The following is a 13,500-nucleotide window of genomic DNA, read 5'->3' on the forward strand; positions in this document are numbered from 1 at the left end:
CCTGGTTGCCGAAGGGGCGAGATCGGCGTTTCGAACGCGATCAGGCGAGCGCAAAGACGTCCGCACGTTCGATGATCAGATCGCGGAACAGTCGCGCCCGGTGTGACATCCATTGCGGGTCGGGATAGACGATGTGCATGGGCAGCGGCGGCACGACGAAGTCGGGCAGCACATGGACGAGACGGCCGGCCGCGATGTGCTCGGCGGTGCACCAGTTCGGCAGCACGGCGACGCCTATCCCCTCCAATGCAGCCAGCGTCATCACGTCCGCATCGTCGCAGGTCATCGCCGGCGCGATGTCGACGACGTAACGGCCGGTTTCGGATTCGAACGTCCACTGGTTCTTCTGCGACAGGCGTGAGTAGGTGACGCAGGGCATGCGGCGCAGATGATCCGGCAACGAGGGTACCTGATGACGCGCAAGCAGCGCGGGCGCCGCCACCAGCAGGCGTTTAATGGTGCCCACCCGCCGCGCCACCAGCGAGCTCGAATTGAGGCTGCCGATCCGTATCGCAAGCTCGGTCCCGGTTTCGATGAGGTCGACGAACTGTTCCGTAAAACTGACGTCCAGCCGGACATCAGGATAGCGGCGGGTATATTCGGCGAAGATCTCACGGAAGAAGAAGCGGCCGAACGACGTCGGCACCGTCATGCGCAACGTCCCTGACGGATTGCCAATCCGGCTTTGCGTCGGCGCGCCGGCGCTCTCGAGCAGCGCGACGATGTCCTTGGCGTATTTCAACACGCGGTCGGCTTCCGGGGTCGGCCGCAGCTTGCGCGTGGTGCGCACGAACAGCCGGCAGCGAAACTCGGCTTCCAGCAGCGCGATGCGCTTGCTGATCGCCGGCTGACCCAAACCGAGGTCGTCGGCGGCCTGGGTGAAACTCCCTGCCTCCATCACCCGGATGAAGGTCTGCAGCGCCTCGATCCGGTCCATTCATTCCTCGCCGGAATTTATATTATTCTGACCATTCCATATACGGCATGGCTGGTCCGGTCTAGCCTTCCTGCGTTCAGGGGAGGACACGAATGAGCAAATCGATCGGCATTCTCGGGGCCGGCATCGGCGGCCTGCATCTGGCGCTCTACCTGCAGAAGCAGGGCATTGCGGCAACCGTGCTGACGGACCGCGCCCCGGAGCAGTATGCGGCGACACGGCTGATGAACACCGTCGCGCATCACAGCGTCACCATCGCGCGGGAGAACGAGCTTGGCGTGAACCACTGGGATGATCCCCAAGTGGTCTATCACCACCACGATCATTTCTTCAATTTCCCCGACGGCGGGCTCCTGTTCCGCGGTGCATTTCAGCGGCCGAGCCGCGCGGTGGATTATCGGATCTACCTGCCGGCACTGATGAAGGACTTCGAGGATCGTGGCGGCCTGATCGAGTATGCGAGCATTCAGGATGACGACATCCCCGCGCTGGTCTCGCGCTTCGACCTTCTCGTCGTCTCCACCGGCAAGGGCGCCCTCGGGCGCATGTTCGCTCACCGGCCCGAACTCTCTCCGTACACGCGGCCGCAGCGCCTGCTTTGCGTCGGCCTGTACGATGGCGTCGATCACGGCAGCCCCGATGGTGACGATCCACGCGGTGTCACCCTGTCCGTCTCGCCCGGCCATGGCGAGATGATCGTCATTCCCACGCTGAGCTTCGGCGGGATGAAAACGGCGCTGTTGATGGAAAACATTCCAGGCGGCGACATGGCCGACCTGGTCTCGCTCAGCTACGATGCCAACCCGGCAGCATTCCGGCAGACCCTTCTGGACAAGCTGGAAAAGCATCATCCGCACACCTACAACCGGATCGACACGCACCGCTTCGGGCTGGCCCAGCCGCTCGACCTGCTGCAAGGCGCGGTGGTGCCGACGGTGCGGCAGTCCTGGGTAGCTTTCGACGGCGACAAGCTCGCCATTGCCTTGGGCGACGTTCACTCCGTCGTCGATCCCTTGATGGGCCAGGGCGCCAACATGGCCTCATATGCGGCCTTCGAGCTCGGCAAGGCGATCGCCGATGCGGTGGCATTCGATGCGCGCTTCGTCGAGGACGTCGACCGTGCGCGCGAGAACCGCGTGCTTGCCGCTGCCCGCTGGACCAACATGATGCTGCAGCCGCCATCGGAAGCCATGGGCCGGCTGATCTTCGCCATGTCGCAGGACCGGGAGCTTTGCGACGAGTTCACCGAGAACTTCAATTATCCGGAGCGCCAGTGGGATCGTCTGGCGAGCGACAAACGCATCCACGCCTGGATCGATAGAAGCGGCAGGATCGCCGCCTGACGACGAACCGCCGTACGGACTCAGTTCCGCTCCTGGGCGGATGCTGAACCATGTCTGAGAGGAACACCAATGCATTGCCTGACCGTTCTTTACCCGACGCCCGACGATCCATCGGCCTTCAGGGCCTACTACGTCGACAAGCATGCCCCCCTGGCAGCGACGCTCCCTGGTCTGGTGCGTCATCATTACGCTTTCCCCCAACGACTCGGACCGGGGGAGGCGCCGTTCTGCATCTTCCAGGCATTCTTCTCCGATGCGGCTGCGATGGACGCGGCGCTCGGCTCAAGCATCGGCCGGAAGGTCGCAGCCGACGTGCCGAACTATTCGCCCAAGGGTGCGACGCTCTGCCATTTCAAGATCGAAGGCGCGTAATGGGTCACGTTGCCGAACCGGCCGGTTTTCGGGCAGCCGCATCGCGGTTCGCGACGGGCATTACGGTCGTCGCGACCGTCGATGAGGATGGCGCGCCGCTCGGCATGACCGCCAACAGCTTCACGACTGTTTCGGCGGATCCGCCAACTGTGCTTGTCTCTCTCATGCACGGGCGGACTTGGCAGGCTGTGGCCAAGTCCGGCATCTATTCCGTCAATGTCCTGCATGCGGAAGATGCTGCGCTCTGCGCGCACTTCGCCGGAAGGCCCTTGTTGCGCGACGCTCCGCCGCTCGTCGCTCGCCAAGGATTTTTCGTGCTCCCGCAGGCGATCGCGCAGTTCGCCTGCGAGGTGGTCCAATCGATCGATATCGCTGACCACACGCTCTTCATCGGCGAGGTGCGCTGGTGCCGGCACAACGAGGGAACACCTCTCGCATTCTACGCCAGCCGTCTTCGAAGGGGCGTCGGGATGGAAATCTCTTCCGCGGATCGTGTTGCCTATCCCGGTGACGGATGGTGGACCTGAGACGACTGTGCTCGGAAGGGTGAACCACTATACCTTCCGTCTCCCAATGCAACCCAGCGCATTGCATATGATCCGCGCGATCGCAATCGCTCCAAGATTCTGCACATCGCGCTCGGGAACGAATTCGACGATGTCCAGGCCGACTATTCTGGACTTTGCCGCGACACCCCGTATGAGATCGACAACGTCGAAATAGGACAGGCCGCCGGGCTGTGGGACGAGCACGCCGGGGATGACCGATGGATCGAGACCGTCGCAATCGATGGTCATCAGGCACTCGCCGTCATCCTCGATCGCGTCGAGCACGCTTGCGATCCCGTGATGCTGGACATGTCTTGCCGTGAAGATCTTCGCGCCCCACGCCTTTGCATCGTCGAATTCGGCGCGACCGGAGCCGCCGATGCCGCGCAAGCCGACCTGCACGATGCGCTTGACCCAGGGCAATTCGCTGGCGCGCCGCATCGTGCTGGAGAAGGTATAGCCCGATCCGTTTCGCTGATCCCGCCAATCAAGGTGGGCGTCGATCTGCACGACTGTCAGTCCCTTGCAGTCCTGGAACGCCTCGAAGAAAGGAATGGGGACGGAATCATCACCGCCCAGGAGGATCGGAACGGCGCCGACCGAAAGGACGGCCTGCGTGGCTGCTCTGATGGCATCACGGTTGCTCTCCGGAGTCATTGGGTCGGTCGGGACGTTTCCACCGTCCAAGACCGTCATTTTGCTCGGATCGAGCAGCTCGGCGTCCTGATCGAAATCCCAGCGGGTGAGATCGCTCTCATAGTGACGCAGCGCGCGACGGATGCCGTCGGGCGCTCTTGCGGCATGGCTGGTCTGACCTGCGAGGTACGGGGTGGCATCCGACGCGCCGAACAGGATCGCGTCGGCCGCCGGCGGTGGGGCGGTCAGGTCGCAGGCCTCAACACCCAGGAATGTCGTCATGTCGGGATGCACTACGCGTATCCATGGATCACCCGCGCGTCCGTCAACGTGCATCGCTCGACCGTGTTCCGGTCGGTATCTCGTTGTCCCCTGGAATGCCGCTGTCACTTGGAGGGTCTTGAACGTCTGGAACTCTCATGCGTTAGTCGGCGGCGCCATCCGGCATGACGATGCGGCCACGGAGTTCGGTTCTTGCTCAGACTTTACAGGTGGCCGTCCGACGACTGGCACGGCATCGGCGCGGAAATGCCCACGGAGGTCATCTGGGCCGATCTTCTAAACGGTACCGACGAGGAAAAGCAGTTCGTCGAGCGGCTGCTCGGCATCCGCATTCCCTCGGAAGACTCGCTCAGCGAGATCGAGGCGTCGAGCCGCCTGATCTTCGACCACGGCACGCTCTATCTCAGTTCGCCCGCGGTCCGGGTCACCGAGGCCGACGAGGCCGAGATCACGCCGGTGGGCTTCGTCATCGGTCCGCATGTGCTGGTGACGGTGCGCTTCGCAGAGCTGCCGATCTTCGACGACATCGGCAAGCGCATCGGCTCCGATGACAGCCTGGAGAACGGCATGTGCGTGTTCGTCAGCCTGCTCGAGGCCATGATCGATCGCGGCGCCGATGTCCTGGAGCATCTCGGCGGCAAGGTCGACCAGCTCTCGCGCGGTGTCTTTAGGGGCGGGCTGGTGCGCACCCAGCGCCCGGTGCGCTCCAGCCGCAGGATGCGGGAGGCCCTGGAGACTGTCGGCGAGCTGGCCGACCGGCTCGCCAAGGCGCGCGATGTCCTGCTCGGGGTGGGCCGCGTTGCCGCGTTTGCCGGCGACGTCGGCAGCGAGTGGATCACGGCATCCTCGAAGAAGCGTCTGGAAGCCGTGTCCAAGGACGTCGTCTCGCTCAGCGATTACGAGACGCGATTGTCGGACAAGATCCAGCTGCTGCTCGATGCCGTGCTCGGCTTCATCAACATCCAGCAGAACGAGCTGTTCAAGATCCTGACGATCGTCTCAGTCGTCGGCGTGCCGCCAACCATCATGGTCGGCGTCTGGGGCATGAACTTCAAGCACATGCCCGAATTGGACTGGAGCTTCGGCTATCCGCTGGCCTGGCTCGCAATCATCGCCAGCGGCCTGTTGCCGCTGATCTGGTTCAAGCGGCGCGGCTGGTTCGAGTGATGGCAGCGGCGCATCGTTCAAACGATGCGCCGCTGCTCGATCATGCGGCCTTGGCGTCCGCCTTGCTGATCCAGTCGCGGGCGAGCGTCACGTCAGCTTGCGACAATAGATGGCCTGCCGGCAGCACCTTGTGGGTGACGCTCGCACCTGCCTGCGACAGCAGTGCGGCGAGCCGTGCCGAATTGCTCGCCGGCACGATTGGATCAGCCTGCCCGGAGAGCAGCAGCACCGGCTTGCCGCCGAGCGCAGCCTTGGGCGGATCCGACAACGGCACCATCGCGCGCAGCAGGATTGCGCCGGCCAGCACGTCCGGCTGCAGCAGCAACAGCGCGGCCGCGATGTTGGCGCCGTTGGAGAATCCGACTGCGATCGGCGCGGCGAGGCCGTAGCGTTGCCGCGCCTCTGTGACGAACTCGCCCAGCTCGTGCGCGCGACGGCGCACGTCCTCCTCGTCGAACACGCCTTCGGCGAGACGGCGGAAGAAGCGCGGCATGCCGTGCTCGAGCACGCGGCCGCGGGGTGAAAGCAGGGCGGAGCCCGGCGAGATCATCTTGCCGAGGCCGAGCAGGTCGTTCTCGTCGCCGCCGGTGCCGTGCAGCAGCAGCAGAGGTGGAGAGCCCGCGTCGCCTGCGGGCTCGAAACGATGGATGAATGCAGTCTCCGTCATGACGCGGTCTCTTCCAGATTCGGCAGAACGCCCTCGATCTGCTTACGGTGCGGTTCGAGGAAAGCAGGCAGCTTCAGCTCGCGCCCGAGGCTCGCCACGGGCTCGTCGACCGCGAAGCCGGGGATGTCGGTCGCGATCTCGAACAGCACGCCGCCAGGCTCGCGGAAGTAGATCGAGCGGAAGTAGTTGCGGTCGCGCTGCTCGGTCGGGTGCAGGCCGTGATTGCTCACGAGCCTCTCGGCCATCTGGCCCTGCTCGGCATCGTCGGCCGCGCGGAAGGCGATGTGGTGCACCGAACCGCCGCCCTGGTGCCCGCGCAAGAAGCCCTTGGCCTCGTAGATGTCGACGACGCTGCCCTCTGCATCGCCGGGTGCCTTGAAGCGGATCACCGAGCCCTCACGCCCGCTCTCCTTGAAGCCGAACACGTCGGTGAGGATGGCCGCCGTCTTCGCCGCGCTGTCGAGCAGCAGGGTCACGCCGTGGAAGCCGCGGATCGCATGCTCGGCCGGCACGTCGCCATTGCTCCAGCCCGGCTCGTTTTCGGCACCGGGAATGCCGACCAGCGCGAGCGCCATGCCATCAGGATCGGTGAACGGCAGGACGGACTCGCCGAAGCGCTTCTCCAGCGCCTCGTACCGAATGCCCTTCTCGGTGAAGCGCTGCGTCCAGTAGCCGAGCGAGCGCTGCGGAACGCGGAAGGCGGTCTGATGGGTCTCGCCGACGCCGCGGCGGCCGGCCGAGACGCCGGCCCACGGAAAGAAGGTCAAGATGGTGCCGGGGCGGCCGGTCTCGTCGCCATAATAGAAGTGGTAGGTGCCGGGATCGTCGAAATTGACCGTCTTCTTGACGAAGCGCAGGCCAAGATCCCGCGTGTAGAAGCCGAAATTGCGGATGGGATCGCCAGCAATCGCGGTGACATGGTGCAGTCCAGACATTGTCGTCCTCCAAATTCGGGGAGCGGTCTTGCTCTGGCCGGAAATATCGTTCCGCTTTGGATTGGAGACAATCCATGCAAATATGACGGCTATGTCTACGATTTGGAAACAGTCGACGGGGCGATCCCTTGGATAAGCTCGGCAGCCTCCGGGCCTTCGTGAAGGTGGTGGAAAGCGGCAGCTTTGCCGAGGCCGGCCGGCAGCTGCGGCTGTCGCGCTCGGCGATCAGCAAATACATCGCCGACCTCGAGGAGAGCCTCGGGGTCCAGCTTCTGAACCGCACCACAAGGCACGCCAGCCCGACCGAGAACGGCCAGCGCTATTTCGAGCGCGCGGTCGTGATCCTCTCGGAGATCGAAGCGGCGGACCAGGCGGTGACGCAGGCGCAATCGGCGCCGCGGGGACTGCTCCGCGTCAACGCGCCGATGTCGTTCGGCACGATGCGGCTCGGGCCGGTCCTCGCCGATTTCATGACGCGCTTCCCGGAGCTGCAGCTCCAGATCGTGCTCAGCGACGATCTGCTCGATCCCGTGCAGGACGGCTTTGACGTGACGTTGCGGATCGCGGAGCTGGAATCGTCGAGCCTGATCGCGCGCAAAATCATGCCGGTGGGGCGCATGATCTGCGCGTCGCCGGATTATCTCGCCCGGCACGGCACGCCGAAGCATCCGCAGGATCTGCGCGAGCATGCTTCGCTGACCTACGGCTTCCTGCTCACGGGTAATCAGTGGAAGCTCACCGGCCGCGACGGCGACCACTGGATCCAGCCGGCCTGGTCGCTCTGCGTCAACAATGCCGAGGTGCTGCGCGATGTCGCCATCAAGGGCAGGGGACTGGCGCTGCTGCCGGAGTTCATTGCGGCCGATGCGTTGCGGAAAGGCGAGTTGCGGACAGTGCTGGATGATTATTCCGCGCCGCCGCTGGCGCTCTATGCGGTCTATCCGCCGACGCGGCACCTGTCCGTGAAGGTGCGGTTGTTCATCGACTTCCTGGTCGAGCGGTTCGGGCGGGAGGATGAGGAAGTTGGCGGGCGCAGACGTGCGGAGGCTGGGTCGTGAAGCCACGAATCTGCCGGGGCAACGGCTCGCAGCGCCAGTCTAGGGACTCTGCCGCTGAAATTGTGAGTGGCATGGGTTCTCCCATTGTCAGCGTTGTTGACAGTGATTCCTCGGAATTACTCTAGCGCGAATGATAAGATGAAGTCCGGCAACCAGCAGAGGCCATGATGATTGTGCCTCTGCTGAGAGTCCCGCGCAGTGGCTGGATAAGATTATATCGCAACGGAGACTTGAACTTTCTTCCCGTGGCTTGGGACTCATATTCGCGTCCCGACTTCGCCTCAGGACAGAGAGAGTTCAGCCGCTGTCGGGCGTTGCCGAGGGCTCTCTTCCGTGCCACCGCGAAGAGCCTGGCTCGATGAGTCGCCCGCACTTCTCGACTTGGTTTCAACAAGCGCAGGAGGAAGCTATGCGGAAGTCTCTCACCTTTTTCCTTTCTGGTGTGGCATTGGCCGTCGCGGCGTCAACCGCCGTAGCCGGTGAGCGGGTGCTCGAGTTCAAGCTCGTCACCAAGCCGCTCGACCTCAAGGTCATAGAGGCCGCAAACGTTGAAGGACAGACGGTCGTGTCCGGAAAATTCTTCGGAGTGGCCGTCTTCAGCGATGGCCGTATCGGCGTGAAAGAGTTCGTCAATAGTTCGGACCAGCTCAAAGGGTCTGGCCCCTTCTTCGGCTATAGCACTTACACGTTCGAGGAAGGCTCGATTACGGCGCGCTACACCGGATCGGCCAAAGACGGCAAATCGACGGGCGAATACACGATTCTGTCGGGCACTGGTGCCTACGCGAATGCAACGGGTACGGGAACCATCGAAAGCGCGCCGAACCCATTCAAGGGTGTCAACCTGCTCAACATAAAGCTGGTCGTTAAAACTTCGGGCTCGTGATAGCGAATGCTAAACAGGTCCCGCACGAAGGTAGTTGATCTCTTGGGGGGCGCGCTGGCCCGGCCGGAAACACAGCGCCGGCCGGGCGACCTGCTGAAGAACCGGCTGGAGTCGTGGGATTGATCTTTCCGCTTGGCCAGCCGCTGGTGCCGCAGGAGAGAACGCTTGGGAGCTCCGACCTGCGCAAATCTAGCTGACAGATTGCTGTCCGGCAGGTTCAAGCAGATCATTCAGCGCTTGCATCGACGCCTGTCGAATCTCGGCGAGTTCGCGTGCGGCACTGTCGAGTTCGGCAGGTGACATCGCGGGTGCCGCCAGCTCGACGTCGCGGCTGCGCTCGAACAGGCGGACGAGGCCGAGCGCACTTGCCGCGCTGCCAAGTTGATGCGCGGATCGTGCGAGGTGCTTGTGATCGCCCGCCGCCGCGGCGTCGGCGATGTCGTGGATCAATCGTTCTCCCGTCTGCTGGAGCAGATGGTGGAGCTTGTCGATTTGCGCGGCGCCCAGCAGCTCCCGCTGGTCGTCGAGGAAAGGCCGATCGATCAGTTCGGTCGCCGGGCGTTGCGCGGCTGCCGGCTCGGCCACCAGATCATCCTCGATCGCCTCGCGCAGCGCGTTGACCAGGATCGGCTTGCTGACGACCTTGGCGATGCCGGCGCCGGCAAGCCGATCGCGGGCGCGGCCGGAGACGTCGGCGGTCACGGCGATGAGGCGCGGCATCTTGGCAAGTCCGAGCTCGCCGATCCGGAAGGCCGCCTCCACGCCGTCCATGTCGGGCATGTGCAGATCCATCAGGATGACGTCGAAGGCCTGATCGCGGGCGAGCTCGACGGCTGCGGCGCCGTTCCTGGCGATCGTCGTGTGGTGGCCGAGCCGGTGCAGGATCGCTGCGCCGACCTCGCAATTGACGGGGTCATCGTCGACCAGAAGCACGCGGAGCTGCCGCGACGGCGGCGCAAGCGCGCCTTGCGCCACGCTGCTTCCGGCAAGCCCGAGCGGCACTTCGAGCGTGAACGTGCTGCCCGCGCCGGGCGCGCTCTCGACCTTGAGCTCGCCGCGCATCAGGCGGGTGAGACGGCGCGCGATCGCAAGGCCGAGGCCGGTGCCGCCGAAGCGACGCGCGATGCTGTCGTCGGCCTGGACGAAATCCTCGAAAATCCGCTCGTGCAGCCCGGGCGCGATGCCGATGCCGGTGTCGCGCACGATGATGCACAGCAGGAGGTGATCGCCGCGCCGCTCGGTTGCCGCGCTCACGCCGATGCCGCCGCTCGGGGTGAACTTGATCGCGTTGCCGATCAGGTTGAGCAGGATGCGGTTGAGCCTGACGGGATCGCCATGCGCGGCGGTGTCGACCGTGTCATCGCAGGCGAGATCGAAGCTCAGGCCCTTGTCGAGGGCTTGCGGACGCATCAGGTCGCCGGCGGCTTCGATCAACTGGTCGAGACGGAAGTCGCGCGTCTCCAGCATTTCCGTGCTGGCCTCGAGACGCGCATATTCCAGCACCGCATCGACCAGCGCGATCAGCGTTTCGCCCGACGCCGCCGCGGTGGCAAGATGGCGGCGCTGGGCCTCGCTGAGGCTGCCGTCGTCCAAGAGTTGCAGCACGCCCATGACGCCGTTGAGCGGCGTGCGCAACTCATGGCTGACGACGGCGAGGAAGCGCGACTTGGTCTCATTGGCCGCGACCGCCGCGCGGCGCGCGCGCTCGGCGGCGTCGTGCTCGGCGAGCGCGTGGTCGCGGGCCTTCTCCAGCTCGGAGGTGCGCTCGATCACCTTGCGCTCGAGCGTGGCGTAGGATTCGCGCAAATGCGCCGCCATGCGGTTGAACTGCTCGCCGAGCGCCTCCAGCTCGTCGCCGGTCTTGATCGCGAGCCGCGAGTTGAGGTCGCCGCTGCCGATCCGCCTGGCTCCTTGGGTCAGCAGCTGGATCGGCACGGTCATGCGCCGGCTGAGAATGAGCGAGACCAGCACCGCGCAGGCGAGCAGGATCACGAGCAGGAAGGTCGAGCGGCCGATCGAGGCATAGATCGGCGCGTAGGCTTCGGTAAGCGGCAGCTCGACGAACACCAGCCAGCCGAGCGAGGGCACGGTCGCATAGGTCGACAGCACGCGCTGGCCGGAGAGATCCTCCTTGACGAGGCCGCCCGAAGGCGGCCCGATGCCGTCGAGCGCGGCGCGGACGTCGGCATGGCCGGAGAGATCGCTGCGCTGGAGCGCCCGCCATAAATCGGGATGCGCGATCAACACGCCCATGCGGTCGACGACATAGGCCTTGCCGGTGTTGCCGACCCTGATTCCCGTGACGAGGTCCCAGATGAAGCGCAGATTGACCTCGGCGACGATCACATCGGGAGCGCGCCCGGTGCCGCGCGTGGCGAGCGTCATGAAGGGCTCGGTGTCGCCGAAGAAATAGACGGGACCGTAATAGGCCCGGCTGTCATTGGCACCGCGGAAGGCGGCTGAAGCGGAGAGATCGGCGTTGCTGCCGACCTTGTCGGCGATCCGGCGCGATACGCGCAGCTGCTCGCGGCCTTCCGAATTGAGCTGGGCGATCTCCGCGATCGCAGGCGAGAGGCGCAGGAGGCGGATGGCGTTCAGCCGCTCGTCCTCGTGGGTCGACAGCTCCGGCGGCAGGCGCGCGAGCCACCTGATCTGGTTCTCGATCTGGCCGATGAACTGGCCGATCTGAATCGCTGCGGAGGCGGCCTGTTCGCGCTGGGTCGCCGCCAGCAGCTGCTTCTGCTCGCGATAGGAGAACCAGACGTCGAAGCTGGTGTTGATGGCGAGCGCGGCGAAGGCGAGGGCGACGATCGAGTAGAGATATTTCCTGAACAGCCGGCCGGAAGGCGTGCGCGAAGGTTCCTGGTCGCCGGGATCGTTCACTCGCGGATCTCGTCGGCGCGCGCGAGCAGCGTGAACGGGATCGTCAAGCCGAACGAGCGGGCGACCGTGCGGTTGATCAACAGCTCGTATTTGCGCGGCGATTGCACTGGAAGGTCGCCGGGCTTGGTGCCGCGCAGGATCAGGTCGACGTAATCGGCCGAGCGCACCTCGAGCGTTGGGCCGTAGCTCATCAGCCCGCCGGCATCGATGAAGTAATGGAACGGATAGATCGTGGGCACGCGGTAATTGGCGGCGGCCGCGACCACCGCCTTGCGGTTGACCACGAGGAAGCTGTCGACCAGCGCCACCATCGCCGCCTTGGGCAGTTCGGAAAAGCGCTTGACGGCGTCGTCGATCTCCGCGGGCGCGTTGACGGGCGCGGGGATCACGGAGACGCCGGATGCGGCAGCCTCCTGCTCGATCGATTCGAGGAAGAAGCGTCCGCCGCGCGGCGTGGTCGCGGGGTTGAACAGGATGCCGACGCGCGCGACGTCGGGCACGGCCTCGCGGATCAGCTGGAGCCACTTGCCGCCCATCTCGGCGCTGCTGTTGGTGAAGCCGGTGGCGTTGCCGCGGGGATGCGCGAGGCTTTCGACGAAGCCGTTGCCGACCGGATCGTTCGCGGTCGCAAACACGACCGGGATGGCCTTGGTGGCGGCAAGGACGGCGGCGGTCTCGATCGTCGACCCCGTCAGGATCACGTCCGGCTTGAGGTCGAGCAATTCCTGGACGGCCATCTTCAGCCGGTCCGGCGCGCCGAAGGTGGAACGGAGCTCGAGGCGGAAGTTGACGCCTTCGACCCAGCCGCGCTGCCGCAAGCCGGCGACGAGGTTGCCCAGGCGAGAGCTTGCGCTGTCGATCATGCCGCGTCTGGTCAGCTCGTCGTCGAGCGGCAATGCGGTGAGCGAGGCGACGATCCGCACGCGATTGTCGGTTGCGCCGAGCGCGATCGATCCCGCGACCGACGCAGTCGCGAGGCGAATGAAGCCGCGGCGATTGACCGCCGAGGAAACGAAAGATCGCCCCGTCATGGACTAAGTTGCACGATCGCCTTGCTTTGCTCGATGCTTAGCGCGAAAGCGGGGTGCCCACAATCGGCGAAAGGCGCATGTGAATGTTCGTTCGCAGGCTTTCGATCTGGTGCCCGGCGGCCTAGCGCCGCAGCGTGAACGCGTCCGCGCTGCGCCGTTGCTCCCATTTCGCCTGCTCCAGCTCGGGCCGGTCGCACTCGATCTCGGGATAGCCGATGCAGAGATAGGCGATGAACTTCCAGCTGTCAGGCACGTCGAGAACAGCGTGCATGCGCGCAGGGTTCAGTATCGACACCCAGCCGAGGCCGATGCCCTCGGCGCGGGCGGCGAGCCACATCGCGGTGATGGCGGCGACCACGGAATATTCCGTCGTTTCAGGCATGGTCGCGCGGCCGAGGCCGTGGCCGATGTCGCTGCCCTTGTCGGCGAACACGGCAAGATGGCCGGGCGCCTGCTCGAGGCCGGACAGTTTCAAGGTGGCATAGCGTGCGGCGCGGTCGCCGGAGTAGCAGCTCAGCGCGTCGGCATTGCACGTCCTGAAATCTTCGACCACGGCGCGGCGCGTTGCAGTATCATTGACGATCACGAAGCGCCAGGGCTGGCTGAGGCCGACCGAAGGCGAGAGGCAGGCGGTCTCGATCAGGCGATCGATCGCCCCCTCCGGCAGCGGATCGCTGCGGAAGCGGCGCACGTCGCGGCGCCACACGAACAGCTCGCGTAAGTGCTGGCGGAAGCTATCGTCGAACTCGACCATG

General features: G+C 65.0%; 13 protein-coding genes. 6 read left to right on the plus strand and 7 right to left on the minus strand.

Annotation, left to right across the window (positions count from 1 at the left end):
• Window positions 1–40: 40 nt before the first annotated feature.
• Window positions 41–937, minus strand: a complete 897-nt coding sequence (locus tag I6F28_RS23945; protein ID WP_225141357.1) for a LysR family transcriptional regulator — start codon at window positions 935–937, stop codon at window positions 41–43.
• A gap of 92 nt (window positions 938–1,029) precedes the next feature.
• On the opposite strand from I6F28_RS23945, the gene styA reads away from it, so the two are divergent.
• The 3 genes from styA to I6F28_RS23960 all read left to right on the plus strand — a co-directional run bounded on the left by styA (window position 1,030) and on the right by I6F28_RS23960 (window position 3,179).
• Window positions 1,030–2,280, plus strand: coding sequence for a styrene monooxygenase subunit StyA (gene styA, locus I6F28_RS23950; protein WP_225141358.1), 1,251 nt, complete (start codon window positions 1,030–1,032; stop codon window positions 2,278–2,280).
• Between the two features lie 69 nt (window positions 2,281–2,349).
• On the plus strand, window positions 2,350–2,652 hold the full coding sequence (locus I6F28_RS23955; protein ID WP_225141359.1) for an EthD family reductase: 303 nt from the start codon (window positions 2,350–2,352) through the stop codon (window positions 2,650–2,652).
• Window positions 2,652–3,179, plus strand: a complete 528-nt coding sequence (locus I6F28_RS23960; protein ID WP_225141360.1) for a flavin reductase family protein — start codon at window positions 2,652–2,654, stop codon at window positions 3,177–3,179. The genes I6F28_RS23955 and I6F28_RS23960 overlap by 1 nt, the downstream gene beginning before the upstream one ends.
• 27 nt (window positions 3,180–3,206) lie before the next feature.
• Here the strand turns inward: I6F28_RS23960 and I6F28_RS23965 are convergent, their stop codons facing one another.
• Window positions 3,207–4,226: an arginase family protein gene (locus I6F28_RS23965; protein ID WP_225141361.1), complete on the minus strand. Its 1,020-nt coding sequence runs from the start codon at window positions 4,224–4,226 to the stop codon at window positions 3,207–3,209.
• An 84-nt stretch (window positions 4,227–4,310) separates the two neighbouring features.
• Here I6F28_RS23965 and I6F28_RS23970 point away from each other — a divergent pair, with 84 nt between their 5' ends.
• Window positions 4,311–5,285 carry a magnesium transporter CorA family protein gene (locus I6F28_RS23970; RefSeq protein WP_036005440.1) on the plus strand — a complete coding sequence of 325 codons (975 nt, stop codon included), beginning with the start codon at window positions 4,311–4,313 and terminating at the stop codon, window positions 5,283–5,285.
• Window positions 5,286–5,325: 40 nt separating this feature from the next.
• Here the strand turns inward: I6F28_RS23970 and I6F28_RS23975 are convergent, their stop codons facing one another.
• On the minus strand, window positions 5,326–5,952 hold the full coding sequence (locus tag I6F28_RS23975) for an alpha/beta hydrolase (protein ID WP_225141363.1): 627 nt from the start codon (window positions 5,950–5,952) through the stop codon (window positions 5,326–5,328).
• Window positions 5,949–6,887 (minus strand): ring-cleaving dioxygenase, encoded by a 939-nt coding sequence (locus tag I6F28_RS23980; protein ID WP_057030006.1) that lies wholly within the window; start codon window positions 6,885–6,887, stop codon window positions 5,949–5,951. The genes I6F28_RS23975 and I6F28_RS23980 overlap by 4 nt, the downstream gene beginning before the upstream one ends.
• 128 nt (window positions 6,888–7,015) lie before the next feature.
• Between I6F28_RS23980 and I6F28_RS23985 the strand changes: the two genes are divergently transcribed.
• Together I6F28_RS23985 and I6F28_RS23990 are read left to right on the plus strand one after the other, a co-directional pair.
• Complete coding sequence (locus I6F28_RS23985) at window positions 7,016–7,945, plus strand: LysR family transcriptional regulator (RefSeq protein WP_225141365.1); 930 nt, start codon at window positions 7,016–7,018, stop codon at window positions 7,943–7,945.
• 358 nt (window positions 7,946–8,303) lie between these two features.
• Window positions 8,304–8,831, plus strand: a complete 528-nt coding sequence (locus tag I6F28_RS23990; RefSeq protein WP_225141367.1) for a DUF3224 domain-containing protein — start codon at window positions 8,304–8,306, stop codon at window positions 8,829–8,831.
• Between the two features lie 189 nt (window positions 8,832–9,020).
• Here the strand turns inward: I6F28_RS23990 and I6F28_RS23995 are convergent, their stop codons facing one another.
• From I6F28_RS23995 to bluB, 3 genes are all read right to left on the minus strand, one after another.
• Entirely contained in the window at window positions 9,021–11,714 is a 2,694-nt protein-coding gene (locus tag I6F28_RS23995) for a hybrid sensor histidine kinase/response regulator (RefSeq protein WP_225111816.1), read from the minus strand.
• Window positions 11,711–12,745 carry an ABC transporter substrate-binding protein gene (locus I6F28_RS24000; protein WP_225141369.1) on the minus strand — a complete coding sequence of 345 codons (1,035 nt, stop codon included), beginning with the start codon at window positions 12,743–12,745 and terminating at the stop codon, window positions 11,711–11,713. Before I6F28_RS24000 ends, I6F28_RS23995 begins: the two co-directional genes overlap by 4 nt.
• 121 nt (window positions 12,746–12,866) lie before the next feature.
• Complete coding sequence (bluB, locus tag I6F28_RS24005; protein WP_036034966.1) at window positions 12,867–13,499, minus strand: 5,6-dimethylbenzimidazole synthase; 633 nt, start codon at window positions 13,497–13,499, stop codon at window positions 12,867–12,869.
• Window position 13,500: the final 1 nt, after the last annotated feature.

Origin of the sequence: Bradyrhizobium sp. NBAIM14, from assembly GCF_020193895.1 — a bacterium.
GTDB lineage: Bacteria > Pseudomonadota > Alphaproteobacteria > Rhizobiales > Xanthobacteraceae > Bradyrhizobium > Bradyrhizobium yuanmingense.

What these genes read in the sequence shown, in the direction of transcription:
- I6F28_RS23955 (WP_225141359.1), top strand. Translation starts at nt 2,350, where the DNA reads ATGCATTGCCTGACCGTTCTTTACCCGACGCCCGACGATCCATCGGCC.
- I6F28_RS23980 (WP_057030006.1), bottom strand. Translation starts at nt 6,887, where the DNA reads ATGTCTGGACTGCACCATGTCACCGCGATTGCTGGCGATCCCATCCGC.
- styA (WP_225141358.1), top strand. Translation starts at nt 1,030, where the DNA reads ATGAGCAAATCGATCGGCATTCTCGGGGCCGGCATCGGCGGCCTGCAT.
- I6F28_RS23975 (WP_225141363.1), bottom strand. Translation starts at nt 5,952, where the DNA reads ATGACGGAGACTGCATTCATCCATCGTTTCGAGCCCGCAGGCGACGCG.
- I6F28_RS23945 (WP_225141357.1), bottom strand. Translation starts at nt 937, where the DNA reads ATGGACCGGATCGAGGCGCTGCAGACCTTCATCCGGGTGATGGAGGCA.
- bluB (WP_036034966.1), bottom strand. Translation starts at nt 13,499, where the DNA reads ATGGTCGAGTTCGACGATAGCTTCCGCCAGCACTTACGCGAGCTGTTC.
- I6F28_RS23990 (WP_225141367.1), top strand. Translation starts at nt 8,304, where the DNA reads ATGAGTCGCCCGCACTTCTCGACTTGGTTTCAACAAGCGCAGGAGGAA.
- I6F28_RS24000 (WP_225141369.1), bottom strand. Translation starts at nt 12,745, where the DNA reads ATGACGGGGCGATCTTTCGTTTCCTCGGCGGTCAATCGCCGCGGCTTC.
- I6F28_RS23960 (WP_225141360.1), top strand. Translation starts at nt 2,652, where the DNA reads ATGGGTCACGTTGCCGAACCGGCCGGTTTTCGGGCAGCCGCATCGCGG.